Origin of the sequence: Marinobacterium sp. xm-d-579, from assembly GCF_013282935.1 — a bacterium.
Lineage (GTDB): Bacteria > Pseudomonadota > Gammaproteobacteria > Pseudomonadales > Balneatricaceae > Marinobacterium_E.
The window spans coordinates 341933-366892 of record NZ_WBYP01000003.1; the positions used below are offsets into that span (position 1 = coordinate 341933).

Below are 24960 nucleotides of genomic sequence, written 5' to 3' on the forward strand. Positions count from 1 at the left end.
TTTTGAAACTCCGCAGAGAGGCGGAGTTTATTGATTGAATAACAGGACTGTAAATGGGACACAAAACTCCACTCTATGAGTTGCACGCATCAATGGGCGGTAAGCTTGTCGATTTCGGCGGTTGGGATATGCCATTGCACTATGGTTCTCAGCTAGAAGAGCACAATATCGTGCGCCAAGATGCAGGTATGTTCGATGTGTCGCACATGACCATTGTTGACGTATCAGGTCAGGAATCACGTAAGTATCTTCAATATCTTGTGGCTAATGATGTCGCGCGTTTAGAAGTTAAAGGTAAGGCGCTCTATACAGCCATGCTCAATGAGCAGGGCGGCATTATCGATGATCTTATTATCTACTTGATGACTGATAAGAGCTCTTCTAACGAGTGGTACCGCTTGGTGGTTAACTGTGCGACGCGTGAGAAAGATTTGGCCTGGATGGCGGATCGAGCGATCGGTTTTGATGTGACGTTAAATGAGCAACCTGAGTTGGCCATGGTCGCTTTGCAGGGTCCTAAGGCGCGTGCAAAAGTCGCTGCGCTTCTTGGTGGATCGCGTGAGCAGGCCATTAACGAACTATCGGTCTTCCAAGGGTTTGAGTCGGAAGGGTGGTTTATTGCCCGCACCGGTTATACCGGCGAAGATGGCCTTGAGATCATGGTGCCTGATGATGAAGTTGCTCAGTTTTGGTCTGCACTGGCTGAAGCGGGTGTCGCACCTTGTGGCTTAGGTGCGCGTGATACGCTTCGCCTGGAGGCGGGTATGAATCTATACGGCAGCGATATGACCGATTCTGTGACTCCGTTAGAGTCCGGCATTGCATGGTCGGTGGCGTTTGAACCATCTGATCGACAGTTTGTCGGTCGTGAGGTTCTTGATCAGCAAAAAGCGAATGGCGGCTACGATAAGTTAGTGGGCTTGGTGCTTGAAACAAGAGGTGTCTTAAGAGGGCATCAGCGTGTTATTGTTGACGGTGTTGGTGAGGGTGAAATTACCAGTGGTACATTCTCCCCAACCTTAGGCTTCTCGGTCGCTCTGGCTCGAGTGCCTGCCGGTACTGGTGCTGCTGCGAAAGTTGAAATGCGTGGAAAAGAGATCGACGTTCGAGTCGTCCGTCCGCCTTTCGTCCGCAACGGCAAAAAAGTTTTTGAATAATCAGATCAGGTGATAAAAGATGAGTAACGTTCCTGGCGAATTGAAGTATGTAAGCAGCCACGAGTGGATCCGTGTTGAGGGTGATGGCACTGTAACGATTGGTGTTACAGACCACGCGCAAGAAGCACTGGGCGATGTGGTATTTGTTGAGTTGCCTGACATCGATGCAGAGGTGTCTGCTGGTGATGACGCAGGTGTGGTTGAGTCTGTAAAAGCAGCATCTGATATCTATGCACCGGTTAGCGGTGTTGTCGTTGCGGTTAACGATGATCTTGAAGATGCACCAGAGATGGTTAACAGCGACCCTTATGGTGATGGCTGGTTCTTCAAACTTAAACTGACTGATGAGAGTGAATTGGATGACCTTCTAAGCGCTGACGAATACTCAGCTGCTTGCGAAGAAGAGTAATCTGATCTGACTAAAACCCCGGTTGGCTTGAAAGTTTCAATGCCAACCGGGGTATTTTTATTTTTGGTAATCGCTAGATGAAAGCAAAATCTTTAGTTCTACAGCAGGGTGCAGATCGCCGTCTTCGTGGCGGACACGTCTGGATCTACAGTAATGAGGTGGACAATAAAGCCTCACCCCTGAAAAATTTTGAGGTGGGAGAGCAGGTCCAGGTTGTAGATTCCCAAGGTCGCCCAAGAGGCAGTGCGATTATCAACCCCAATACCTTGATCTGTGGTCGTCTGTTTAGTCGTGATCCAGAGCAAGAGCTCGATCGCTCGCTGATTGTGCACCGTCTCAACATCGCACTGTCTTTGCGCGAGATGAGTTTTGATCAGCCCTGCTACCGCTTAGTGTATGGCGATTCGGACGGTCTACCTGGCCTAGTGATCGATCGATACTACGATATCTTTGTGATACAGATTTCGACGGCAGGGATGGAGAAGGTTCAGCATCATGTGATTGATGCCTTGAACAAGGTCTTTATGCCGGCCGCCATTGTGTTGCGTAATGACGGTAAGTTCCGTGAAACCGAAGGTCTTGAGGCCTACGTTGAGGTGGTTCAAGGTGAAGTCGGCGATCTGTCACCACTGTCTGAAAATGGCGTTAACCTAGTTGCACCCCTGTTGACGGGGCAAAAAACAGGTTGGTTCTACGATCACCGTGAAAACCGAGCACGTATGCAGACGATGGTGAAGGGTAAAAAGGTCCTTGATCTGTTCAGTTATGTGGGTGGCTGGGGTGCTCAAGCACTGGCTGCCGGCGCGTCTGAAGTGGCCTGTGTTGATGCGTCTGCAGGCGCACTGGAAGTGGCTGAAGAGAATGCGCGTCTACAAAATGCTCTGCCGAAATTTAGAGCTCTGCAAGGCGATGCCTTCGATATCTGTAAAACACTGGTAGCTGATAAAGAGCGCTTTGATGTGGTGATCGTCGATCCACCTGCCTTTATTATGCGCAAAAAAGACATTCGTAATGGTGAGCGTGCTTATGCACGTATCAACAACTTTGCGATGCGTCTGCTGAAGCGTGGTGGTGTGTTGGTATCGGCATCATGCTCAATGCACCTGCAGACAGACCGTCTAGTCGATATGCTACGGACCAACAGTCGTGAGCTGGATCGTCAGGGGCAAATTTTCGCACAGGGCTATCAGGGAGCGGATCACCCTATTCACCCAGCGATTCCTGAAACTGAGTATCTGAAAGCTTATTTCATGCGCTTATTGGCGAATGAGTGATCAGAATTTATGGAAGAGAAAAACGGAGCCCTAGCTCCGTTTTTTTGTGCCAGATCATTTGATTGATTATCTCTTAAGTCTGAGTGTGGAAAAAATTGGATTTTGAACCACAATGAAAGTGTGACTCTAATCAATAGGAGAGAGTAATGTTTTCCCAGAAACTGGTTTCAGATCTAATGGATGCTTCGGTCGTGCCTCTGCAAGAGTCTGCCTCTTTGGAGGTGGCGGTTGCCCACCTTGTTGATTCTAACTACCCGGGTCTGCCCGTTGTTAACACTGAGGGCAAAATTTCAGGATTCTTGTCAGAGCATGACTGCCTGCGCTACCTCATCTCAAGTAGCTACTATCTTGATGATCGCACCTGTGTCAGCGATATCATGTATCGCCAACCACTGACGGTCTCTCCTAAAGAGACGCTGTTGCAGCTGGCTGAGCGCATGGAAGGTGGTAAGCCTAAGGTTTACCCAGTCTGTGAAGAGGGTAAGTTGCTTGGAATAGTAACCCGTAAAAATGTGATGCGTGCACTTAATGACACGCTGGCGAATACCAAAAAATCCGCTTAAAACAGTTGCGTAGGATTAGCGGCGAAGATCAAGGATCGGCCAGCCGCGCTGCTGAGCTTCAGCTGTTAGTCGTTCGTCTGGGTTAACGGCTACGGCGCGTTCTACCTGCTCAAGCAGAGGTAGATCGTTGATTGAATCGCTGTAGAAGTGGCTGCCAGAGAGGTTGGCGTTGTGCTCTTTGAGCCACTCGTTGAGTCGGGTAACTTTGCCAGATTGGAAGCAGGGTGTGCCCGCTATTTTTCCTGTGTATGCACCATTGAGCTGTTCTGGCTCAGTGGCAAGAAACTCATCTACCTCTAAGCGTTTAGCAATGGGTCCTGTGACAAAGCTGTTGGTCGCGGTGATGATCATCAGCCTATCTCCCGCGGCGCGGTGTGTTGCTAAGAGCTCTTCAGCCTTAGGCAGGATGATCGGCTCAATAACCTCGGACATGAATTCGTTGTGCCACTGATCTAGTTGAGCTTTGCTGTGCTCTGTCAGTGGTTTTAACGCAAACTCGAGAAATTCGTTGATATCCATCGTACCCGCTTTGTACTGTTCAAAAAAACGGTCATTTGCGGCTCGGTAGGCGGTCTCATCAACAATGCCTTTTTGACACAAAAACTCCCCCCATGCGTGATCACTGTCGCCGTTGAGTAGGGTGTTATCCAGATCAAAAATAGCCAAGGGTTTCATAAGGTTCTCGTGTTTAGGATTCGCTGCAGAGAATACGGGTGTCTGAGCTGACTGGCAAGACACTGTGAATAGTCTATTTCTTAAAAGTTGGTACTGTGGAACAATAGGACCATAAGTTAAAGTTTTTTAAGGAAAACAAAGTGATCGATTCAGATGGGTTTAGACCGAATGTAGGTATCATTCTGGTTAACTCGCTGGGTCAAGTTCTGTGGGCGCGTCGTTGTGGTCAAGATGCGTGGCAGTTTCCACAAGGTGGAATCAATGCGGATGAGACCGCTGAACAAGCCATGTATCGTGAACTCCATGAAGAGATCGGCCTAACGAAAAAGGATGTGGAGATCCTCGGCGTTACCCGTGGTTGGTTAAGGTATCGTCTGCCAAAACGCATGATTCGTCGTAATCAGTTTCCACTCTGTATAGGTCAAAAACAGAAGTGGTTTATGTTGCGCATGTTGAGTCGTGACGAGGCAGTGAAAATCGACTGTTCGGACACCCCAGAATTTGATGGTTGGCGATGGGTGAGTTATTGGTACCCAGTAGGGCAAGTCGTCTCATTTAAAAAAGAGGTTTATCGTAAAGCGATGCGGGAGTTATCTCCTCGTTTGACACGTATCGTTAAACGCTAGACACACAATGTCTAAAAGGAGTCGCACATGAGCATGCTCGCTCGATTGCGTCAGATTGTGCAGGAAGTAGGCAGTGAGTCCGATCTTGAGTCGGTACTCTCCCTTACTGTGCGTCGCATTCGTGAGACAATGTCGACTGAAGTGTGCTCCATCTACCTAACCGATACGCAAACGAATCGTTATGTGCTTCGTGCCACCGAGGGTTTGAATCAGGACGCGGTGGGTAAAGTCTCTCTATCCTCGACTGAGGGTATCGTGGGTTTAGTCGGTTCTCGTGCAGAACCGATCAACCTTGAAGATGCCTTCACTCACCCTTCGTTTGTCTATCTACAATCGACCGGTGAGGAGCGCTTCCACGCCTTCCTTGGTGTGCCGATTATCCATCAGCGTAAAGTGCACGGTGTGTTGGTTGTTCAGCAGCGGGAAGTTCGACGCTTTGATGAGTCTGAAGAGGCTTTCATGGTTACTCTGTCGGCTCAGCTCGCTGGCGTGATTGCCCATGCCGAGGCCACCGGCTCCATTCTTGATGTTTTTGCTGCCGCTAAACAGGATGATGAGCCTGTCACGGCGAAGCGTTTTGTCGGTATCGCTGGCGCACCCGGTGTCGCTATCGGTAATGTCTATGTGGCAACGCTCTCTGCAGATCTACGCAGTGTGCCTGACAAGCCGGCCAATGATATCCAGGCAGAGCTGCAAGATTTCGAACACGCCCTGGTTCAAGTGCGGGAAGATATTCAGAAGGTCTCTGACTCTCTAGCGACGCGCCTTAGAACAGAGGAGCAGGCGCTCTTCGAAGTCTACCTCCGTATGCTGGATGACAATGCCATTCCAAGTGAAGTGCGAACTAAGATTGAGGCAGGAAACTGGGCTCAGGGTGCGCTTCGGGAAGTTATTCAAGCTCATGTTAGGCAGTTCTCCGATATGGAGGACCCCTACTTGCGCGAGCGGGCAACTGACATTCGTGACTTAGGTCGTCGTCTGCTCTCGGCAATGCAACAAGAGGGGGCTGAACGGGTTCCTGATTTCCCAGATAACACGGTTTTGATTGCCGATGACCTTTCGCCGGCTATGCTCGGTTTGGTGCCTGAAGATAAGTTGGTCGGTATGGTGTCTGTGACCGGCTCTGGCTCCTCACATGCCGCCATATTGGCTCGTTCAATGGGTATTCCAACGCTGATGGGTGTGGTTGAGCTGCCCTATACCAAGCTTGATGGTCGTCAGGTTATTGTCGATGGCTACTCAGGCAGGATCTACGTTGACCCGACAGATGATCTGTTAGAAGCCTACAGCTCTATTCTCAAAGAGGAGCGAGCGATTGAGGCTAACCTGGATCAACTTCGCGACCTTCCCGCTGAGACACAAGATGGTTTCAATCAGACGTTATGGGTTAATACCGGTCTGACGGCAGATGTGGAGCGTGCGGTTAAACGCGGTGCTGAAGGTATCGGACTCTATCGTACAGAAATTCCGTTTATGATTAGGGATACTTTTCCTTCTGAACTAGAGCAAGCGGACAGTTACCGTCGTCAACTGGAAGCCTTTGCCCCCAAACCTGTAACCATGCGCACCCTAGATATTGGTGGTGATAAGGCGTTGCCCTATTTCCCAATTGAGGAAGAGAACCCATTCCTTGGTTGGCGAGGCATTCGTGTCACCTTAGATCATCCCGAGATCTTCCTTGTTCAGGTGCGTGCTATGTTGCGGGCATCTGAGGGGCTCAATAACTTAAGGATCATGCTGCCAATGATCAGCAGTGTTCAAGAGGTGGAAGCGGCGCTGGAGCAGATTAATCAGGCGTTCAACGAGTTGTTGGAGGAGGGGTTGGATCTTCAGAAGCCTGAGATTGGCGTCATGATTGAAGTGCCCGCTGCGGTCTATCAAATTGGCCGTTTTGCGCCTTTGATCGATTTTGTCTCAGTCGGTTCTAATGATTTGACTCAGTATCTGCTCGCAGTTGATCGCAATAATCCGCGTGTTGCTGATCTCTACACCACCTATCACCCATCGGTGTTGCAGGCACTGCAGTTGATTGCTAATGAGGCGCACAAATACCAGAAACAGGTCTCTATCTGTGGTGAGATGGCGGCCGATCCCGGCGGTGCGTTGCTGTTGATGGCGATGGGTTATGACGTGCTTTCAATGAACTCGACCAACTTACCTAAAGTTAAGTTGGCGATTCGCAGTGTTGAATATAAAGATGCAGCGTTGCTTTTAGGGCAGGTGATGAAAATGGATGAATCTTCAGATATTCACCTTTTGCTTCGTGAAACGCTTCAAAACGCGGGTCTGACACAGTTGACGCGTCCCGTTCTTCCAGGAAACGATTAGATGATAGAGACATTAATTACCTACCTAGTTCTAGGTTCGGTGGCTGGCGTTGTGGCTGGACTCTTTGGTATTGGTGGCGGTCTGTTGATCGTCCCCGTTCTTATCTTTAGCTTTACGGCACAGGCGATGCCAGAGGCCGTTGTGACACACGCTGCAGTAGCGACTTCACTTGCAACCATTGTGGTTACCTCGATCAGTTCGGTACTGGCGCATAATAAACGCGGTGCGGTTCGCTTTGATCAGTTTAAGCCGCTCGCTGTCGGTGTTGCCGTTGGTGCTATGGTCGGTGTTTGGATCGCTGATCAGTTAACTGGTGATAATCTTCAAATCATCTTTGGAATTTTTGCCTGTATGGTCGCAGTGCAGATGGCTTTCGATTTGAAGCCGCGTCAAGGTAATAGCACGCCTGAAAACTTAGAGTTGGGTGTTGCGGGGTCAGTCATTGGTGGAGCCTCCTCTATTTTCGGTATCGGCGGTGGTACCTTGACGGTGCCCTACTTGACCGCTCGAGGCAGTGACATGCGTGAAGCGGTCGGTACTTCAGCCGCAGTTGGTTTGCCCATCGCGCTGTTCAGTGCACTGGCTTATATCTGGGCCGGCCAAGATGCCGCAGGTATGCCAGCTTATAGTGTTGGCTACATCTATCTGCCAGCCTTTGTGGGCATTGCGATTGCCAGTTCACAGTTTGCTCGAGTCGGTGCGAAATTGGCGCACTCTCTGCCACAAAAACACCTGAAAAAGATCTTTGCCATCTTCTTAATGGTCATTGGTGTTCGTTTCTTGCTGATTAACTTGATGGGGCTGGCGTGATCTGGACTCATGATATTGACCCAGTTGCGGTCGGCTTTGGTGCTATACAGATTCATTGGTACGGCATCATGTACCTGCTCGCATTCGGTTCGGCCTATTGGTTGGGTACTGTTCAAGCAAAGCGAACCGGTCTATGGAGCGAAAAGCAGCTTTCTGATCTGATTTTTTATGGTGCTCTAGGTGTCATTCTTGGTGGCCGAGTCGGTTATGTCCTTTTCTACCACTTTGACTACTTCTTAGAAAATCCGCTCTGGTTATTCCATGTTTGGGAGGGCGGGATGTCCTTCCATGGTGGTCTGTTAGGGGTGGTTGCAGTCATTCTCTGGTTCTCAAAAAGTCAGGGTAAATCACTGTTTGAGATCGGTGATTTTGTCGCCCCGCTCGTGCCTTTAGGTTTGGCTGCTGGCAGGATGGGTAACTTCATCGGTGGTGAGTTGTGGGGGCGTGCCACTGATCAGGCCTGGGGTGTGATATTTCCACGTGCCAGCGACCTGTTAGCTAGACACCCTTCGCAGCTTTATGAAGCGCTGCTCGAAGGTATTGTTCTGTTCTCAATTGTCTGGATCTACTCAATGAAACCGCGCAAGTTGGGGTCGGTTTCAGGGCTCTTTTTGTTAGGTTACGGCCTTGCTCGTAGTGCTGTAGAGTTCTTCAGGGAGCCGGATGCGCATCTTGGCTTTATTGGATTTGATGTTTTAACAATGGGTCAGTTACTCTCTCTACCCATGATTTTGATTGGGCTTTATCTGCTTATGCGCCCAGTTGCTTCGAAAAATTAATCTAAGGTTATTGGATGAAACAGTATTTAGAGTTGTGCCAACGCATCATTGATGAAGGCGTCTGGTTGGGTAATGAGCGCACCGGTAAGCGTTGTTTAACAGTGATTGATGCCAATCTTGAATATGATGTCGCTGGCAATCAGTTCCCGCTCGTCACAACGCGCAAGAGTTTTTACAAAGCGGCCATTGCTGAGCTTTTGGGTTACCTACGTGGATACGATAGTGCGGCTCAGTTTCGTGATATTGGCTGTAATACGTGGAATGCTAACGCAAACGAGAATGGTGCTTGGTTGAATAATCCTGCTCGTAAAGGTGAGGATGACATGGGGCGTGTTTACGGAGTGCAGGGTCGTCAGTGGATGGCGTCCGATGGCAGCGTCACCGATCAGCTTAAGAAGATTGTTGATAACCTCTCTAAAGGGATCGATGATCGCGGCGAAATCCTGACCTTCTACAACCCGGGTGAGTTTCATCTTGGTTGTCTGCGTCCTTGTATGCATACCCACACCTTTTCGCTATTGGGTGATCAGCTCTTTTTAACATCCTATCAGCGCAGTTGTGATGTGCCGCTGGGCCTCAATTTTAATCAGGTTCAGGTCTATGTGTTGTTGGCGTTGATGGCCCAGATAACCGGTCATAAACCAGGTAAGGCGTATCATAAGATCGTCAATGCGCACATCTATGAAGATCAGTTGGAGTTGATGCGTGACGTGCAGCTTAAGCGCGAACCTTTCCCTAGCCCGCAGTTAAAGATCAATCCCGATATTAAATCGCTTGAGGATATCGAAACCTGGGTGACAACGGATGACTTTGAAGTGGTTGGCTATCAGTACCATGACGCCATTCAATACCCATTTTCTGTATAAGTAGGAGAGGTTATGAGATTAGCTTTAATCGTCGCTCAGGGTTTAAATCGCGTTATTGGTAATGACAATAAACTGCCTTGGTACCTACCTGAAGATCTGCGTTATTTCAAAGAGGTGACCATGGGTAAGCCCATTATTATGGGTCGCAAAACCTTTGAGTCGATTGGCAAGCCTCTGCCAGGTCGTTTGAATATCGTCATTACACGAGATTCGAATTGGAGTGCTGAAGGTGTCAAAATCGTGGCAAGCCTAGAAGAGGCTATCGAGGTCGGTGAGGCACAGGCTATGATCGATGGGGTAGAGGAGGCTGTCATTATTGGTGGTGCTCAGATCTATGCACAATCGCTACCTCTTGTTGATCGTCTCTACCTGACACAGGTTGAGGCTGAACCCGAGGGTGATGCTCATTTTCCTGAAATTGACTACGGCCAGTGGCAAGAGTTGGGTCGTCAATCTTTTCCTGCCGGCGACCAGCCGAACCGCTACCCCTACGCATTCATCGTCTACGACCGCAGCGAGGCCTAACCGTGCAACGACTGTTATCGCTGCTGGCAGATGGCCAGTATCGCAGTGGTAACAGTCTGGCTGCGATTCTGGACATATCCTCATCCGCACTTCGAAAAGAGTTAGATAAACTCAGTGCTCTGGGAATCGCTATTCAATCATCGAGAGGGCGGGGTTATCGCATCAATGGCGGTCTAGATCTGCTTGATGAACAGTTTATCGCAAATGAGTTGTCCTCTCTTAACTATGACCGCATCGACGTTTTAGATTCGGTCGACTCGACCAATCGTGTTGCGCAAACCCATATGTCTGATGGCTGTCGCAAAGTGTTAGTGGCAGCTGAGTATCAGGGGCAGGGTCGAGGTAGACGCGGACGTCAGTGGGTGAGCCCTTTTGCGGCCAATTTGTATCTTTCACTGGGCTGCCAATTTAAAGGGGGCGCGGCAGCACTCCAAGGTCTAAGTTTGGCGGTTGGGTTGGCTGTTCAGCAGGCATTGAGTTCGCTTGCTGTGACAGGGGTGCAGTTGAAGTGGCCGAATGATCTCCTATTAGAGAAGCGTAAGCTGGGTGGGGTATTGATCGAGCTGGCCGGCGATCTGACGGGTGAGTGTTCTGCTGTGATTGGTGTTGGGATCAATGTGAAGATGCCGGACAGTGTCAATTCGAGCATTGACCAAGAGTGGTCGGATTTGGGCAACTACATGTCAGGTACGCTAACTCGTTCTCAGCTTTTGATTGAGATTGTCCGATCATTAACTCAACTGTTAAATGAGTTTGAAACAAAAGGTTTCTCGGCATACGCTCAGCAGTGGCAGGCGGTCCATGCATTCCAAGATTATCCTGTTAGGCTCTTAATGGGTCACGCTGAAGTGGAGGGTATTTGCCGAGGTGTGGATGCGCAGGGTGAGGTGCTAGTGGAGGTTGAGGGTAAGCTAAACCGTTACTCTGCTGGTGAGATTAGTTTACGAGGAGTTAACAGTGCGTCTTGAACTGGATATAGGCAACAGTCGAGTTAAGTGGCGCCTGGTATCAGATCGGGTTGAACGCGAGGGTGTGACCAGACTGGTTGATCCTCAATGGCCTGATGCATCGGTGGATGCTCTTTGGATTAGCTCAGTTGCGGCGTCAGAGGTTAATGAAAGGCTCTCCTCGGAACTGGAACAGCGCTATGGCTGTACTCCAGAGTTTGCTCGTGTTTCGAAAGAGTGCGCGGGTGTGCGCTGTGGATATGAGGAGGTCTCTCGATTAGGTGTCGACCGTTGGTTGGTTTTGTTGGCTGCTTTTCAGAGAGGGAAGGGAGTGCCCGCGATACTGGTTGATGCCGGCAGTGCGGTGACCATCGATCTATTAACGGCAAATGGGCAGCATACAGGTGGATTTATCACCCCAGGTTACCAAATGCTGCAGAGTGCGCTGCTGGGGCAAACGGCAAACATCCGTTTTGAGCAAGAGGCTAGTGCTCAACCCTTTGGTGGAGTCGATACTGCTAGCTGTGTTTCATCAGGTGCGGAGTTAGTATTTGCCGGTCTGGCTCACTCTATTTTGGCTCTAAGAGCAGATTTCAATGAGCAGGCGAGTGTTCTGTTAACCGGTGGTGATGCTCTTAAGCTTTTTGAATATATTAAGTCAGAACCTAGGGTTGAGTGTCTGCCAAACCTGGTGTTAGATGGATTGAGTTTGGCGGAGAGGGTGACACTTTAATGTTACGTTGGTTGGTGTTGTTAGTGCTTTTAGGGAATGCGCTGCTGTTTTTGTGGTACGCGCAAGAATACCGATTTGCAGACACCGTCAGGCAGCCAGACATCAGGCCTGCCGCGCTTCGACTTCCCAATGAACTTGATGCAAGCGAGCAGTTAGTATTGCGTCCAAGGGAGTGTGGTTATTTTCAGCCTTTAGAGAGTGACTATGAGGCAGAGAGGTTGCTTATTCAGCTTGAAGGCTATGGAGTAGATCTCGCTTACGAAAAGATTCCTCCTGTTGCGCAAGGTTGGAAAGTTGAATTGCCCCTGCCAGCAGATGCCGATCGTCGTGTTGCCTTGCTCGATCAGCTGGCGTCACTGGGTTGGGTTCCCGAGAGTCGCGATGGTGCACTAGTGATGGGCGTCTATCCTGATGATGCTGCCGTCGATGAGTTGCGAAAGCAGTTCCCAGATGATTTACAGAGCAAATTGCGTAAAAAGGTTAACACCATTCAAAGTGATGCTTTTCGTGTGACTGTAAGCTACCTACAAGGGTTTGAATTTGATCAAGAATTGATCGAAATGGTCGCGACACAGTGGCCTGGCGCTCAATTTGAAAAAAAACCCTGCGAAGGGGTTGCAACGCTGAAACCTGATCAGTAAGATACGCCCCACTTCATTGCTGAGCCGGTATAGCTCAGTTGGTAGAGCAACTGACTTGTAATCAGTAGGTCCCGAGTTCGACTCTTGGTGCCGGCACCATTTCAGCAATAAGTACTGGTGGGATTCCCGAGTGGCCAAAGGGATCGGATTGTAAATCCGACGCGAAAGCTTCGATGGTTCGAATCCATCTCCCACCACCATTTCGATAGCTCCTTCGGCGGGTATGGTATAGTGGCTATTACCTCAGCCTTCCAAGCTGAAGAGGCGGGTTCGATTCCCGCTACCCGCTCCAATCGACGATATTCGCTCATGTAGCTCAGGGGTAGAGCACACCCTTGGTAAGGGTGAGGTCGGCGGTTCAAATCCGCCCATGAGCTCCATGACACATGTAAGGTAGATTAATTGTCTGCCTTTTTTTACGTCTTGGGGTAGGTGTCAGAGCGTTTCGAAGTGGGTTTTCAATACCGCATAGGCTGCTGAATTTCTTGGTTTTATCAGTTGAAACTGAGATTTTAGGCGGGTATAATGCGCGTCCCTTGTTGTATAGGGTAGTGGCTCAATTGGCAGAGCAGCGGTCTCCAAAACCGCAGGTTGGGGGTTCGAGTCCCTCCTACCCTGCCACCTTTTACAGGTGGTTTATATGCAGCAAATCTAGCTTAAGTGTTTGATTAGTAGAGGTTCTGGTGAACTCAAAAGTTTCTGACGACGTGTCTAAATTTGACAGCCTGAAGTGGCTTGTTGTTATTGCGATCGTTGCTGTTGGTGTGGTCGGTAACTCTGTCTACGCTAACGAGTCACTGCTCTATCGTGTGCTTGCGTTAGTTGCGCTCGCAATTGTAGCTGGCTTTGTTGCACTTCAAACGGCAAAAGGTAAAGCGTTCTTCCGTCTATTCAAAGAGGCGAAGAATGAGATTCGCAAAGTGGTATGGCCAACTCGTCAAGAGACGTTGCAGACGACCTTGATCGTTGTTGTGGCTGTATTGATTGTTGGTCTTTTGCTTTGGGGTCTGGACTCGCTACTCGGCTGGGTAGTGTCTGGCTTTATTGGTTAAGAGGTTTCTATGAGTTCAGAAAAGATGCGCTGGTACGTTGTTCACGCTTACTCTGGTTATGAGAAGCGTGTTCAGGCTGGTCTGCTAGAAGCGATCGAGCGTCACGGTATGGAAGATCTGTTTGGCGATATCCTTGTGCCAACAGAAGAGGTTGTAGAGATCCGTGATGGTAAGAAGCGTAAGTCTGAGCGCAAGTTCTACCCAGGTTATGTGCTCGTTAACATGGTGATGAACGACGAAACTTGGCACATGGTTAAGAGTACGCCACGTGTTCTAGGTTTCATAGGTGGTACGGCAGATAAGCCTGCACCAATTACTCAGCGTGAAGCTGATGAGATTCTACGTCGTGTAGAGAGTGGTGTTGATAAGCCACGTCCTAAGACGATGTTTGAAGCGGGTGAGATGGTGCGTGTTAATGATGGCCCATTCGCTGACTTCAATGGTGTTGTTGAAGAGGTTGATTACGAGAAGTCACGTCTGAAAGTGGCTGTATTGATCTTCGGTCGCTCAACACCGGTTGAACTTGAGTTCCGTCAGGTCGAAAAAGTTTAACGAAGGTTTTTAACGAACTGAGTGGCTGAAAGGCTGCTCGGTTTTTGTTGTGTAAAGGGGAGCCGAGAGGCGCTTGTACCCAAAGGAGTAGCTCAATGGCTAAGAAGATAGAAGCCTACATTAAGTTGCAGGTTAAAGCAGGTCAGGCGAACCCAAGTCCGCCAGTAGGTCCTGCGCTAGGTCAACACGGTGTGAACATCATGGAGTTCTGTAAAGCGTTCAACGCACAGACTCAATCGATGGAACCTGGTATGCCAATTCCAGTGGTTATCACTGTATACGCTGATCGTAGCTTTACGTTCATCACTAAGACTCCACCAGCTTCAATCCTATTGAAGAAAGCGGTTGGTCTTAAATCTGGTTCATCTCGTCCAAACACTGAGAAAGTGGGTACTGTTACTCGCGCTCAGCTTGAAGAGATTGCAACAATTAAAATGGCTGACCTTACTGCTGCGGACATGGATGCAGCGGTACGTACGATTGCAGGTTCTGCACGTCGCATGGGTCTAGTTGTGGAGGGTGATGAGTAATGGCTAAGTTGACTAAACGTCAAAAGGCGATCGCTGAAAAAGTAGAAGCGGGTAAATTGTACGCTGCTGCTGATGCTGCTCAGATTCTTTCAGAAGTTTCTGCTGTTAAATTCGCTGAGTCTGTAGATGTTGCGATCAACCTAGGTGTTGATCCGAAGAAATCTGACCAGGTTGTACGTGGTTCAAGTGTTCTTCCAAACGGTACAGGTAAAGAAGTTCGTGTTGCTGTATTTGCTCAAGGCGAAAACGCTGAGAAAGCAAAAGAAGCGGGCGCGGACGTTGTTGGTTTTGAAGATCTTGCTGAGTCAGTTAAAGCTGGCAACCTAGACTTCGACGTAGTAATTGCAAGCCCAGACGCTATGCGCGTTGTTGGTGCGCTAGGTACAGTGCTTGGTCCACGTGGCCTAATGCCAAACCCTAAGGTTGGTACTGTAACTCCAGATGTTGCTGGTGCAGTTAAGAATGCTAAATCTGGTCAGGTACGTTTCCGTACTGATAAGAACGGCATCATTCACGCGTCAGTTGGTAAAGTAGGCTTCGAGCCAAACCAAATCGCTGAAAACGTAGCGGCTCTACTTGCTGAGCTTAAGAAACTTAAGCCAGCGTCTGCTAAAGGCGTCTACGTTAAGAAAGTAACCCTGTCTACCACTATGGGACCGGGTCTACAGGTGGATGTTGCGTCACTAGACGCTTAATCCTCCAGCAAAGGTATTTGAGGGTCTTCAGACCTGTCTGACAGAGACGAAGACCGTCAAAGACCGCAGGTGATGCTATTGATTCTTCAGTGGCATCTTAATGGGCCAACCAGCCTGCGCAGACGGTGAGATTCCTCGGAATCATTTTAGCCGTACTCATGCCTCGCGTAAGCGGGGTGGTTGGTAAATATGTCGAAAGACAACCAGGAGTAAATTGTGGCAATAGGACTTGAACAGAAAAAAGCGATCGTCGCTGAGGTTCAGGAAGCTGCTGGCTCTGCATTGTCTGCTGTCGTTGCGGATTCCCGCGGCGTTGAAGTAGGCGATATGACTGCACTGCGTAAGCAGGCACGTGAAGCGGGTGTATGGCTTAAAGTCGTACGTAACACGCTAGCACGTCGTGCAGTAGAGGGTACAGCTTATGAATGTCTAGCGGACTCGTTCGTAGGTCCAACTATCATTGCTTTCTCTCAAGAGCACCCAGGCGCTGGCGCCCGTATCTTGAAAGACTTTGCAAAAGGCAATGACAAGTTTGAGCTGAAAACAGCTGCCTTCGAAGGCGAGATCGTTGATATCGCAATGCTAGCAAGCCTACCGACATACGACGAAGCACTAGCGAAGCTAATGAGCTGCATGAAAGAAGCAGCTGCTGGCAAGCTCGTACGTGCTATCGATGCGGTACGCGTTCAGAAAGAAGAGCAAGCAGCTTAATTGGCTGGTTGCTAAGTAACCGATTTAATAAAGGAATTAATCATGTCTCTGTCTAAAGACGATATCCTAAATGCAATTGCTGAAATGTCAGTAATGGACGTTGTTGAACTAGTTTCTGCAATGGAAGAAAAATTCGGCGTATCTGCTGCAGCTGCAGTAGTTGCTGGTCCTGCTGGCGATGCTGGCGGTGCTGCAGAAGAGAAGACTGACTTCGACGTTGTTCTAGCTTCTGCTGGCGATAAGAAAGTAAACGTAATCAAGGTAGTTCGTGCAGTAACTGGCCTTGGTCTTAAAGAAGCGAAAGAGATGGTTGACGGTGCACCTTCAACTGTTAAAGAAGGCGCTTCTAAAGAAGAAGCTGAGCAGATCAAAGCTGATCTTGAAGCAGCTGGCGCTTCTGTCGAGCTTAAGTAATAACTTGAGCTTGCTGCGCATTAAGCAGCTCTACGCTGCTTAAAAAGCGTATGGCTGGTGGCAAAAATGCCACCGGCCTTTTTCCGTTATTAGTAGATAGACTTTTTAACGGAACGAATTGCTCGATAATTTATCGAGTTTGGTTTCTCAACCTAGATGCACATGCTGGGGAACACTGATGGCTTATTCATACACTGAGAAGAAACGTATCCGAAAGGATTTCAGTAAACTCGGTCAGGTAATGGAACTACCTTACCTGCTCGCGACACAGCTGGATTCATATCGTAAGTTTCTAGAGGCGGGCGCTACTTCTGAAGGTCGCACCGAAGAGGGGCTTCATGCCGCATTCAATTCTGTATTCCCAATCGTTTCTTACTCTGGAAACGCTGCTTTGGAATACGCTGGTTATCGCCTAGGTGAGCCTGTCTTTGACGTAAAAGAGTGTCAGCAGCGTGGTATCACCTACGCAGCGCCACTTCGCGTTAAAGTGCGTCTGGTGATCTACGATCGCGATTCGTCTACGAAAGCGGTTAAAGACATTAAAGAGCAAGAAGTTTACATGGGCGAAATGCCGCTCATGACTGAGAATGGTACCTTTGTTGTCAATGGTACTGAGCGCGTAATCGTATCGCAGCTCCACCGTTCACCTGGTGTATTCTTCGATCACGACAAGGGTAAAACACACTCATCGGGCAAATTGCTTTACTCTGCTCGAATCATTCCTTACCGTGGTTCTTGGCTCGACTTCGAGTTTGATCCAAAAGACTCTCTATTTGTTCGTATCGACCGTCGCCGTAAACTGCCTGCGACTATCTTGATGCGCGCGCTTGGTTTCCAAGCAGAAGAGATTCTAGATATCTTCTTTGACACGACTGGCTGGAATCTATCGAAAGATAAGATTCAGATGGATCTTATTCCTGAGCGCCTACGTGGTGAAACAATGAGCTTCGAGATCCTTACACCTAAAGGTGATGTGATTGTTGAAGCGGGTCGCCGTATCACTCCGCGCCACATCCGTCAGATGCAGAAAGAGGGTATGACTCAACTAGAGACTCCTGCAGAGTACCTAGTGGGCAAAGCTCTAGCTAAAGATATCGTTGATCCTGCTACAGGTGAAGTACTGCTTCCTTGTAACACCGAGCTGACTGAAGAGGCGGTAGCTAAGCTTCAAGAAGCTAAGATCGAACGTTTCGAAACGCTTTACACTAACGAATTGGATTGTGGTCCATTCGTTTCTGACACTCTTCGTATTGACCCGACTCGTAACCAGCTAGAAGCATTGGTAGAGATCTACCGCATGATGCGTCCTGGTGAGCCACCAACGAAAGAGTCAGCAGAATCACTATTTGAAAATCTATTCTTCTCTGAAGAGCGCTACGATCTTTCTGCGGTAGGTCGTATGAAGTTCAACCGCCGTCTTGGTCGTGAAGAGGAGACAGGTTCAGGCATTCTGTCTAAAGATGACATCCTAGATGTTATGAAGACACTGATCGAGATCCGTAACGGTAAAGGCGTTGTTGACGATATCGACCACCTTGGTAACCGTCGTATCCGTTCAGTTGGTGAGATGGCTGAGAACCAATTCCGTGTCGGTCTTGTTCGTGTAGAGCGTGCTGTACGTGAGCGCCTAAGCATGGCTGAATCAGACAACCTGATGCCTCAGGATCTGATCAACGCTAAGCCAGTTGCAGCTGCCATTAAAGAGTTCTTTGGCTCGTCGCAGCTGTCACAGTTCATGGACCAGAACAACCCGCTTTCCGAAGTAACTCACAAGCGTCGTGTCTCTGCACTAGGCCCAGGTGGTCTAACGCGTGAGCGCGCGGGCTTCGAGGTTCGTGACGTACACCCAACTCACTACGGTCGTGTATGTCCTATCGAGACTCCTGAAGGTCCAAACATCGGTCTGATCAACTCGTTAGCTGTGTTTGCTCGTACAAACAACTACGGCTTCCTAGAGACTCCTTACCGTCGCGTTGTTGATGGTCAGGTAACAGACGACATCGATTACCTATCAGCTATCGAAGAGTCTAACTTCGTTATCGCACAGGCTTCGGCAACGGTGGATGCGAAGAACAAACTGACTGATGAGCTGGTCACTGTTCGTCACTTGAACGAAACAACCGTAATGCCTAAAGAGCGCGTACAGTACATGGACGTTTCACCACGTCAGGTTGTATCGGTTGCGGCAGCTCTTATCCCGTTCCTTGAACACGATGATGCGAACCGTGCATTGATGGGATCGAACATGCAACGTCAGGCTGTTCCAACACTGAAGGCTGATAAGCCGCTTGTTGGTACCGGTATCGAGCGCAACATCGCTCGTGACTCTGGCGTCTGTGTGGTTGCTAAGCGTGGCGGTGTTATTGAATCAGTTGACGCAAGCCGTGTGGTTGTTCGCGTTAACGATGACGAAATTACTGCAGGCGATGCAGGTGTAGATATCTACAACCTAACTAAGTACGTGCGTTCGAACCAGAACACATGTATCAACCAGCGTGCGATCGTTAACCTAGGTGAGCAGGTATCACGTGGTGATATCCTAGCCGATGGTCCATCGGTTGACCTTGGTGAGCTAGCCCTTGGCCAGAACATGCGTATCGCGTTCATGCCTTGGAACGGTTTCAACTTCGAGGACTCGATCCTAATCTCTGAGCGTGTTGTTCAAGAAGATCGTTTCACTACGATCCACATTCAAGAGCTAACCTGTGTCTCTCGTGATACTAAGCTAGGCTCTGAAGAGATTACTGCGGATATCCCGAATGTTGGTGAATCTGCACTCGCTAAACTAGACGAATCAGGCATCGTGCACATTGGTGCTGAAGTAGGTCCTGGTGACATTCTAGTAGGTAAAGTAACGCCTAAAGGCGAAACTCAATTGACTCCTGAAGAGAAGCTACTGCGTGCGATCTTCGGTGAGAAAGCGTCTGATGTTAAAGACACTTCTCTACGTGTTAAGACAGGTACTGTTGGTAAGGTTATCGACGTTCAGGTCTTCACTCGTGACGGTGTTGAAAAAGATGAGCGTGCAATCGCTATCGAGCAAGCTGAACTTGCAAGCATCCGTAAAGACCTTGATGACGAGTTCCGCATTGTTGAAGTAGCAACTTTCGAGCGTCTTGAGCGCACACTAGTTGGCCTTAAAGCTGACGGTGGTGCTGGTCTTAAGAAGGGTCAAGAGATCACGTCTGAATTCCTTGCTGATCTTAAACACGATGAGTGGTTCAAGATTCGCGTATCTGACAGTGCAGCTGCAGAGATGCTTGAAGCGGCTAAGAAGCAGCTTGAAGAGCGTCGTGAAATGCTGGATAAGCGCTTCGAAGATAAGAAGAGCAAGCTTCAGACAGGTGATGATCTAGCGCCTGGCGTACTTAAGATTGTTAAGGTTTACGTAGCAACTAAGCGTCGCGTACAGCCTGGTGACAAGATGGCAGGTCGTCACGGTAACAAGGGTGTTATCTCAGTTATCATGCCTGTCGAAGATATGCCTTACGATGAGAACGGTGAGCCAGTTGATGTGGTTCTTAACCCACTGGGTGTACCGTCTCGTATGAACGTAGGTCAGATCCTTGAGACTCACATGGGTGCTGCAGCGAAAGGTCTTGGTCGTAAGATCAACACCATGCTGGAAGTTGAGCGTAAGAAGGCTGAAAAAGTTAAGGAAGTTCGTGAATTCCTTGAAGCCGTCTACAACGCACAGCACAGCGGCCTAGAGTGTGCTCGTAAAGAAGATCTTAAGTCATTCAGCGATGACGAGATCTTGGCTCTGGCTGAAAACCTCAAAGCGGGTGTTCCACTAGCGACTCCAGTCTTTGATGGTGCTAAAGAATCTGAAATCAAAGCGCTGCTGCGTCTTGCAGACATGAATGACAGTGGACAGGTGGATCTGTTCGATGGTCGCACAGGCGACAAGTTCGACCGTCCAGTGACTGTTGGCTACATGTACATGCTGAAACTTAACCACTTGGTTGATGACAAGATGCACGCACGTTCAACCGGCTCTTACAGCCTTGTTACTCAGCAGCCGCTGGGTGGTAAAGCTCAGTTCGGTGGTCAGCGCTTCGGTGAGATGGAGGTTTGGGCACTGGAAGCGTACGGCGCAGCTTACACGCTTCAAGAGATGCTCACAGTCAAATCCGATGACGTGAATGGTCGTACGAAGATGTATAAGAACATCGTCGATGGCGACCACAGCATGGATCCAGGCATGCCTGAATCATTTAACGTGCTGATCAAAGAGATCCGTTCTCTCGGTATCGATATCGAGCTAGAGAACGAGTAAGGGCCTAATTGAACATCGGGCTGTATGCCAAGTGCTGCAGCCCCCTCCCGTGAGGAGCTATAGATAATGAAAGATTTACTTAATCTGTTGAAGACTCAAAGTCAGAGCGACGAGTTCGATTCGATCCGTATCTCTCTGGCTTCACCAGACATGATTCGTTCATGGTCTTATGGTGAGGTTAAAAAACCTGAGACGATTAACTACCGTACATTCAAACCAGAGCGTGACGGTCTGTTCTGTGCCAAGATTTTCGGCCCTGTAAAGGATTACGAATGTCTATGTGGTAAGTACAAGCGCATGAAGCACCGTGGTGTTATCTGTGAGAAGTGTGGCGTTGAAGTGACCATGACTAAAGTGCGTCGTGAGCGCATGGGTCACATCGAGCTAGCCTCTCCAGTTGCACACATCTGGTTCCTTAAGTCACTACCGTCTCGTATCGGCTTGATGCTAGATATGACCCTTCGTGACATCGAGCGCGTTCTCTACTTCGAATCATTTGTTGTGATCGATGAAGGCATGACGACGCTTCAGCGCGGTCAGCTAATGAACGACGAGCAGTACTTTGAAGCACTGGAAGAGTTCGGTGATGACTTTGACGCTCGTATGGGTGCTGAAGCGATCGGCGAACTTCTAAAGTCGATCGATCTAGAAGCTGAGATCTCAGTTCTTCGTGAAGAGATTCCTGCGACTAACTCAGAAACTAAGCTTAAGAAGATGTCTAAGCGTCTTAAGCTACTTGAAGCGTTCTACAAGTCTGGTAACAACCCAGAGTGGATGATCCTAAAAGTTCTTCCAGTTCTACCACCAGATCTACGTCCACTAGTACCACTGGACGGTGGTCGTTTCGCAACCTCTGATCTTAACGATCTATACCGTCGTGTGATCAACCGTAACAACCGTTTGAAGCGTCTTCTAGACCTTAACGCTCCAGATATCATCGTACGTAACGAAAAACGTATGTTGCAGGAATCTGTCGATGCGTTGCTTGATAACGGTCGTCGTGGTCGTGCCATCACTGGCTCTAACAAGCGTCCTCTGAAGTCGCTTGCTGACATGATCAAAGGTAAGCAGGGTCGTTTCCGTCAGAACCTTCTAGGTAAGCGTGTTGACTACTCTGGTCGTTCTGTAATCGTGGTTGGCCCATCACTGCGTCTTCACCAGTGTGGTCTTCCTAAGAAGATGGCTCTTGAGTTATTCAAGCCATTTATCTTCTCTAAGCTAGAGCTTCGTGGTTACGCAACTACGATTAAAGCCGCTAAGAAGATGGTTGAGCGTGAAGAGCCGCTTGTATGGGATATCCTTGATGAGGTTATCCGTGAGCATCCAGTTCTTCTAAACCGTGCACCGACACTTCACCGTCTTGGTATCCAGGCATTTGAGCCTGTTTTGATCGAAGGTAAAGCGATCCAGCTACACCCACTTGTGTGTGCTGCGTATAACGCCGACTTCGACGGTGACCAGATGGCGGTACACGTACCGTTGACGATCGAGGCGCAGCTTGAAGCTCGTGCTTTGATGATGTCTACCAACAACATTCTTTCGCCATCAAATGGTGAGCCGATCATCGTTCCTTCACAGGACGTGGTATTGGGTCTGTACTACATGACTCGTGAGCGCATCAATGCGCAGGGCGAAGGCATGGCATTCTCTGATATCAAAGAGGTTCAGCGTGCGTATGGTGCTAAACAGGTTCACCTACAGGCTCGCGTGAAGGTTCGTATCAACGAAACGATCCGCGACATCGAAGGTAACGAAGAGTCTCGCACTGCAATCGTTGATACGACAGTGGGTCGTGCAATGCTGTTTGATATCGTTCCAACGGGTCTTCCGTTCGAACTGATCAACCAGGCGATGAAGAAGAAAGCGATCTCGCGTCTTCTTAACGAGGCGTACCGTCGTTGTGGTCTGAAGGATACGGTTATCTTTGCTGACCAGCTAATGTACATGGGCTTCCGTCAAGCAGCGCTTTCAGGTGCATCGATCGGTGTTAACGATTTCGTTATCCCAGATGAGAAAGTGAACATTGTTGCTGAAGCCGACACTGAAGTGAAAGAGATCGAGCGTCAGTTCGCAGACGGTCTTGTTACTCAGGGTGAGAAATACAACAAGGTTGTCGATATCTGGTCTCGTGCAAACGAATTGCTTGCTAAGAAGATGATGGACAACCTGAAGTCTGACACAGTGATCAACGCTGAAGGCGAGCAGGAAGAGCAAGAGTCTTTCAACTCTGTCTACATGATGGCCGACTCAGGCGCACGTGGTAGTGCGGCTCAGATTCGTCAGCTAGCAGGTATGCGTGGTCTGATGGCTAAGCCAGATGGCTCGATCATCGAGACACCGATCACGGCTAACTTCCGTGAAGGACTAAACGTACTTCAGTACTTCATCTCGACTCACGGTGCTCGTAAGGGTCTAGCCGATACGGCACTTAAGACTGCGAACTCGGGTTACCTAACTCGTCGTCTAGTAGACGTTGCTCAGGATGTGGTTATCACAGAGCAAGATTGTGGCACTGAAGAGGGTCTAGTGATCCAGGCGCTAATCGAAGGCGGCGACGTAGTTGTTGGTCTAGGTGAGCGTGTTCTTGGTCGTGTTATTGCACAAGACGTTCTTGATCCACAGGGTAAAGATGTATTGATCCCTGCGGGTACATTGATGGATGAAGCTTGGGTAGCACGTCTAGATAATGACGATACTTACAGCTCGATCGATGAAGTGATCGTTCGTTCTGCTATTACCTGTGAATCACACCACGGTATCTGTTCAAGCTGTTACGGTCGTGACCTAGGTCGCGGTCACAAGGTTAACATCGGTGAAGCTGTCGGCGTTATCGCTGCACAGTCAATCGGTGAGCCGGGTACACAGCTTACCATGCGTACCTTCCACATCGGTGGTGCGGCATCACGAGCAGCTGCTGTCGATAACATCCAGGTTAAGAACGGCGGTGAAATTCGTCTACACAACCTTAAAACCGTTGAGCGTGCAGATGGCAACCTAGTCGCTTCTTCACGATCTGGTGAGATCGGTGTAACCGATGAGCACGGTCGTGAGCGCGAGCGTTACAAAGTACCTTACGGTGCAGTGATCAAAGCGAAAGATGGCGACACTGTCGAAGCAGGCGCAATCATTGCTAACTGGGATCCGCACACTCACCCAATCGTAACCGAGGTTGCGGGTCGCATTCAGTTTGCTGGTCTTGAAGACGGCATCACTGTTAAGCGCCAAGCGGATGAGCTAACAGGTCTAACTACGATCGAAGTATTGGATATCAAAGACCGCCCACAGGCAGGTAAAGATATCCGTCCAATGATCAAGCTTGTTGATGCCAAGGGTGAAGACGTTCTTCACGCTGGTACAGCAATGCCTGCACAGTACATGCTGCCACCTAATGCGATCTTGAACCTTCAAGATGGTGCAGATGTGGGTGTTGGTGACGTCCTAGCACGTCTACCACAAGAGGGTACTGTCAACAAAGATATCACCGGTGGTCTTCCACGCGTAGCGGATCTATTCGAAGCGCGTAAACCAAAAGAAGCGGCTGTGCTTGCTGAGATTTCAGGTACTGTCAGCTTTGGTAAAGAGACCAAAGGTAAGCGTCGTATTGTGATCACTCCAACTGATGGTGCGGATCCAATCGAAGTGATGATTCAGAAGTGGCGCTCGCTTAACGTCTTCGAAGGTGAGACAGTTGAGAAGGGTGAGGTGATCTCAGATGGTCCATCAAGTGCACACGATATCCTGCACGTATTGGGCGTAGAAGAGCTAGCTAAATACATCGTTTCTGAGATCCAAGACGTTTACCGTCTACAGGGTGTAGGCATCAACGACAAGCACATCGAAGTGATTGTGCGTCAGATGCTTCGCAAGGTAGAGATCCTAGATAGCGGTGATTCTGAATTCATTCAGGGTGAACAGGCTGAATTCGTAGATGTGACAATCGCAAACGAAAAATTGGTTGCTGAAGGTAAGCAGCCAGCTAAGTTTGAACGTGTGCTTCTAGGTATTACTAAAGCCTCTCTGGCAACAGAGTCGTTCATCTCTGCAGCGTCGTTCCAGGAGACAACTCGTGTCCTAACGGAAGGTGCAGTAACCGGCAAGAAAGATTACTTGCGCGGTCTGAAAGAGAACGTGGTTGTGGGTCGTCTGATCCCAGCCGGTACTGGTCTTGCATACCACAGCGAACGCAAACGCAAACGTATGCAGGATACAGAATCTAGCGTCACTGTAAGTGCTGAAGAAGTACAAGCAGCTTTGACTGAAGCATTGAACGCTTCAGTGGAAGATTCTGAATAATTTCAGAAGACGTTGACGAGAAGGGGTGGAATTGATTAAAATTTCGCCCCCTGAATGACTAGGGCTTCGGTCCTAGTCTTTTTGTTGTTTAACTAAACGTG

Annotated in this window: 22 protein-coding genes and 5 tRNA genes; 26 read left to right on the forward strand and 1 reads right to left on the reverse strand. The window is 49.1% G+C overall.

Annotated features, from left to right (window positions below; translation table 11 throughout):
- Nucleotides 1-53: 53 nt before the first annotated feature.
- From gcvT to XMD579_RS08905, 4 genes are all read left to right on the forward strand, one after another.
- Nucleotides 54-1157, forward strand: coding sequence for a glycine cleavage system aminomethyltransferase GcvT (gcvT, locus tag XMD579_RS08890; protein WP_173506252.1), 1104 nt, complete (start codon nt 54-56; stop codon nt 1155-1157).
- A gap of 19 nt (nt 1158-1176) precedes the next feature.
- Nucleotides 1177-1566: a glycine cleavage system protein GcvH gene (gene gcvH / locus XMD579_RS08895; RefSeq protein WP_173481779.1), complete on the forward strand. Its 390-nt coding sequence runs from the start codon at nt 1177-1179 to the stop codon at nt 1564-1566.
- Nucleotides 1567-1643: 77 nt separating this feature from the next.
- Complete coding sequence (locus XMD579_RS08900; RefSeq protein ID WP_173481780.1) at nt 1644-2840, forward strand: class I SAM-dependent rRNA methyltransferase; 1197 nt, start codon at nt 1644-1646, stop codon at nt 2838-2840.
- 146 nt (nt 2841-2986) lie between these two features.
- Nucleotides 2987-3403, forward strand: coding sequence for a CBS domain-containing protein (locus XMD579_RS08905; RefSeq protein ID WP_173481781.1), 417 nt, complete (start codon nt 2987-2989; stop codon nt 3401-3403).
- Between the two features lie 15 nt (nt 3404-3418).
- Here the strand turns inward: XMD579_RS08905 and XMD579_RS08910 are convergent, their stop codons facing one another.
- Nucleotides 3419-4078, reverse strand: coding sequence for an HAD family phosphatase (locus XMD579_RS08910; protein WP_173481815.1), 660 nt, complete (start codon nt 4076-4078; stop codon nt 3419-3421).
- A gap of 140 nt (nt 4079-4218) precedes the next feature.
- Here XMD579_RS08910 and rppH point away from each other — a divergent pair, with 140 nt between their 5' ends.
- From rppH to rpoC, 22 genes are all read left to right on the forward strand, one after another.
- Nucleotides 4219-4704: an RNA pyrophosphohydrolase gene (rppH, locus tag XMD579_RS08915; protein ID WP_173481782.1), complete on the forward strand. Its 486-nt coding sequence runs from the start codon at nt 4219-4221 to the stop codon at nt 4702-4704.
- A gap of 33 nt (nt 4705-4737) precedes the next feature.
- Nucleotides 4738-7032, forward strand: a complete 2295-nt coding sequence (gene ptsP / locus XMD579_RS08920) for a phosphoenolpyruvate--protein phosphotransferase (protein WP_173481816.1) — start codon at nt 4738-4740, stop codon at nt 7030-7032.
- The gene (locus XMD579_RS08925; protein ID WP_173506253.1) at nt 7033-7842 is read left to right on the forward strand and encodes a sulfite exporter TauE/SafE family protein; all 810 of its coding nucleotides are present in this window, start codon (nt 7033-7035) and stop codon (nt 7840-7842) included.
- Entirely contained in the window at nt 7842-8621 is a 780-nt protein-coding gene (lgt, locus tag XMD579_RS08930; RefSeq protein WP_173488820.1) for a prolipoprotein diacylglyceryl transferase, read from the forward strand. The genes XMD579_RS08925 and lgt overlap by 1 nt, the downstream gene beginning before the upstream one ends.
- Before the next feature lie 14 nt (nt 8622-8635).
- Complete coding sequence (locus tag XMD579_RS08935; protein WP_173506254.1) at nt 8636-9487, forward strand: thymidylate synthase; 852 nt, start codon at nt 8636-8638, stop codon at nt 9485-9487.
- A 12-nt stretch (nt 9488-9499) separates the two neighbouring features.
- Nucleotides 9500-10012: a dihydrofolate reductase gene (locus XMD579_RS08940; RefSeq protein ID WP_173481785.1), complete on the forward strand. Its 513-nt coding sequence runs from the start codon at nt 9500-9502 to the stop codon at nt 10010-10012.
- Nucleotides 10013-10014: 2 nt separating this feature from the next.
- Complete coding sequence (gene birA / locus XMD579_RS08945) at nt 10015-10980, forward strand: bifunctional biotin--[acetyl-CoA-carboxylase] ligase/biotin operon repressor BirA (RefSeq protein WP_173481786.1); 966 nt, start codon at nt 10015-10017, stop codon at nt 10978-10980.
- Entirely contained in the window at nt 10970-11692 is a 723-nt protein-coding gene (locus XMD579_RS08950) for a type III pantothenate kinase (RefSeq protein WP_173481787.1), read from the forward strand. Before birA ends, XMD579_RS08950 begins: the two co-directional genes overlap by 11 nt.
- On the forward strand, nt 11692-12333 hold the full coding sequence (locus XMD579_RS08955) for a hypothetical protein (protein ID WP_173481788.1): 642 nt from the start codon (nt 11692-11694) through the stop codon (nt 12331-12333). Before XMD579_RS08950 ends, XMD579_RS08955 begins: the two co-directional genes overlap by 1 nt.
- Nucleotides 12334-12356: 23 nt before the next feature.
- Nucleotides 12357-12432 (forward strand) — tRNA-Thr (locus XMD579_RS08960).
- A gap of 17 nt (nt 12433-12449) precedes the next feature.
- Nucleotides 12450-12533, forward strand: a tRNA-Tyr gene (locus XMD579_RS08965).
- Nucleotides 12534-12550: 17 nt separating this feature from the next.
- Nucleotides 12551-12625, forward strand: a tRNA-Gly gene (locus XMD579_RS08970).
- A gap of 13 nt (nt 12626-12638) precedes the next feature.
- Nucleotides 12639-12713 (forward strand) — tRNA-Thr (locus tag XMD579_RS08975).
- A gap of 165 nt (nt 12714-12878) precedes the next feature.
- Nucleotides 12879-12954 (forward strand) — tRNA-Trp (locus tag XMD579_RS08980).
- Nucleotides 12955-13016: 62 nt separating this feature from the next.
- On the forward strand, nt 13017-13385 hold the full coding sequence (gene secE / locus XMD579_RS08985) for a preprotein translocase subunit SecE (protein WP_173481789.1): 369 nt from the start codon (nt 13017-13019) through the stop codon (nt 13383-13385).
- Between the two features lie 9 nt (nt 13386-13394).
- Nucleotides 13395-13937: a transcription termination/antitermination protein NusG gene (gene nusG / locus XMD579_RS08990; RefSeq protein WP_173481790.1), complete on the forward strand. Its 543-nt coding sequence runs from the start codon at nt 13395-13397 to the stop codon at nt 13935-13937.
- Nucleotides 13938-14032: 95 nt separating this feature from the next.
- Nucleotides 14033-14467, forward strand: coding sequence for a 50S ribosomal protein L11 (gene rplK / locus XMD579_RS08995; protein WP_173481791.1), 435 nt, complete (start codon nt 14033-14035; stop codon nt 14465-14467).
- Nucleotides 14467-15162 (forward strand): 50S ribosomal protein L1, encoded by a 696-nt coding sequence (gene rplA, locus XMD579_RS09000; RefSeq protein ID WP_173481792.1) that lies wholly within the window; start codon nt 14467-14469, stop codon nt 15160-15162. The genes rplK and rplA overlap by 1 nt, the downstream gene beginning before the upstream one ends.
- Before the next feature lie 216 nt (nt 15163-15378).
- Nucleotides 15379-15873, forward strand: a complete 495-nt coding sequence (rplJ, locus tag XMD579_RS09005) for a 50S ribosomal protein L10 (RefSeq protein WP_173481793.1) — start codon at nt 15379-15381, stop codon at nt 15871-15873.
- Nucleotides 15874-15915: 42 nt separating this feature from the next.
- Nucleotides 15916-16287: a 50S ribosomal protein L7/L12 gene (gene rplL, locus XMD579_RS09010; RefSeq protein ID WP_173481794.1), complete on the forward strand. Its 372-nt coding sequence runs from the start codon at nt 15916-15918 to the stop codon at nt 16285-16287.
- Nucleotides 16288-16465: 178 nt separating this feature from the next.
- Nucleotides 16466-20566, forward strand: coding sequence for a DNA-directed RNA polymerase subunit beta (gene rpoB, locus XMD579_RS09015; RefSeq protein WP_173506255.1), 4101 nt, complete (start codon nt 16466-16468; stop codon nt 20564-20566).
- A gap of 66 nt (nt 20567-20632) precedes the next feature.
- A complete protein-coding gene (gene rpoC / locus XMD579_RS09020) occupies nt 20633-24859 on the forward strand; it encodes a DNA-directed RNA polymerase subunit beta' (RefSeq protein ID WP_173481796.1) in 4227 nt (1408 codons plus the stop codon).
- Nucleotides 24860-24960 lie beyond the last annotated feature (101 nt).

What these genes read in the sequence shown, in the direction of transcription:
- gcvT (WP_173506252.1), top strand. Translation starts at nt 54, where the DNA reads ATGGGACACAAAACTCCACTCTATGAGTTGCACGCATCAATGGGCGGT.
- gcvH (WP_173481779.1), top strand. Translation starts at nt 1,177, where the DNA reads ATGAGTAACGTTCCTGGCGAATTGAAGTATGTAAGCAGCCACGAGTGG.
- XMD579_RS08900 (WP_173481780.1), top strand. Translation starts at nt 1,644, where the DNA reads ATGAAAGCAAAATCTTTAGTTCTACAGCAGGGTGCAGATCGCCGTCTT.
- XMD579_RS08905 (WP_173481781.1), top strand. Translation starts at nt 2,987, where the DNA reads ATGTTTTCCCAGAAACTGGTTTCAGATCTAATGGATGCTTCGGTCGTG.
- XMD579_RS08910 (WP_173481815.1), bottom strand. Translation starts at nt 4,078, where the DNA reads ATGAAACCCTTGGCTATTTTTGATCTGGATAACACCCTACTCAACGGC.
- ptsP (WP_173481816.1), top strand. Translation starts at nt 4,738, where the DNA reads ATGCTCGCTCGATTGCGTCAGATTGTGCAGGAAGTAGGCAGTGAGTCC.
- XMD579_RS08925 (WP_173506253.1), top strand. Translation starts at nt 7,033, where the DNA reads ATGATAGAGACATTAATTACCTACCTAGTTCTAGGTTCGGTGGCTGGC.
- XMD579_RS08935 (WP_173506254.1), top strand. Translation starts at nt 8,636, where the DNA reads ATGAAACAGTATTTAGAGTTGTGCCAACGCATCATTGATGAAGGCGTC.
- XMD579_RS08940 (WP_173481785.1), top strand. Translation starts at nt 9,500, where the DNA reads ATGAGATTAGCTTTAATCGTCGCTCAGGGTTTAAATCGCGTTATTGGT.
- XMD579_RS08955 (WP_173481788.1), top strand. Translation starts at nt 11,692, where the DNA reads ATGTTACGTTGGTTGGTGTTGTTAGTGCTTTTAGGGAATGCGCTGCTG.
- nusG (WP_173481790.1), top strand. Translation starts at nt 13,395, where the DNA reads ATGAGTTCAGAAAAGATGCGCTGGTACGTTGTTCACGCTTACTCTGGT.
- rplK (WP_173481791.1), top strand. Translation starts at nt 14,033, where the DNA reads ATGGCTAAGAAGATAGAAGCCTACATTAAGTTGCAGGTTAAAGCAGGT.
- rplA (WP_173481792.1), top strand. Translation starts at nt 14,467, where the DNA reads ATGGCTAAGTTGACTAAACGTCAAAAGGCGATCGCTGAAAAAGTAGAA.
- rplL (WP_173481794.1), top strand. Translation starts at nt 15,916, where the DNA reads ATGTCTCTGTCTAAAGACGATATCCTAAATGCAATTGCTGAAATGTCA.
- rpoB (WP_173506255.1), top strand. Translation starts at nt 16,466, where the DNA reads ATGGCTTATTCATACACTGAGAAGAAACGTATCCGAAAGGATTTCAGT.
- rpoC (WP_173481796.1), top strand. Translation starts at nt 20,633, where the DNA reads ATGAAAGATTTACTTAATCTGTTGAAGACTCAAAGTCAGAGCGACGAG.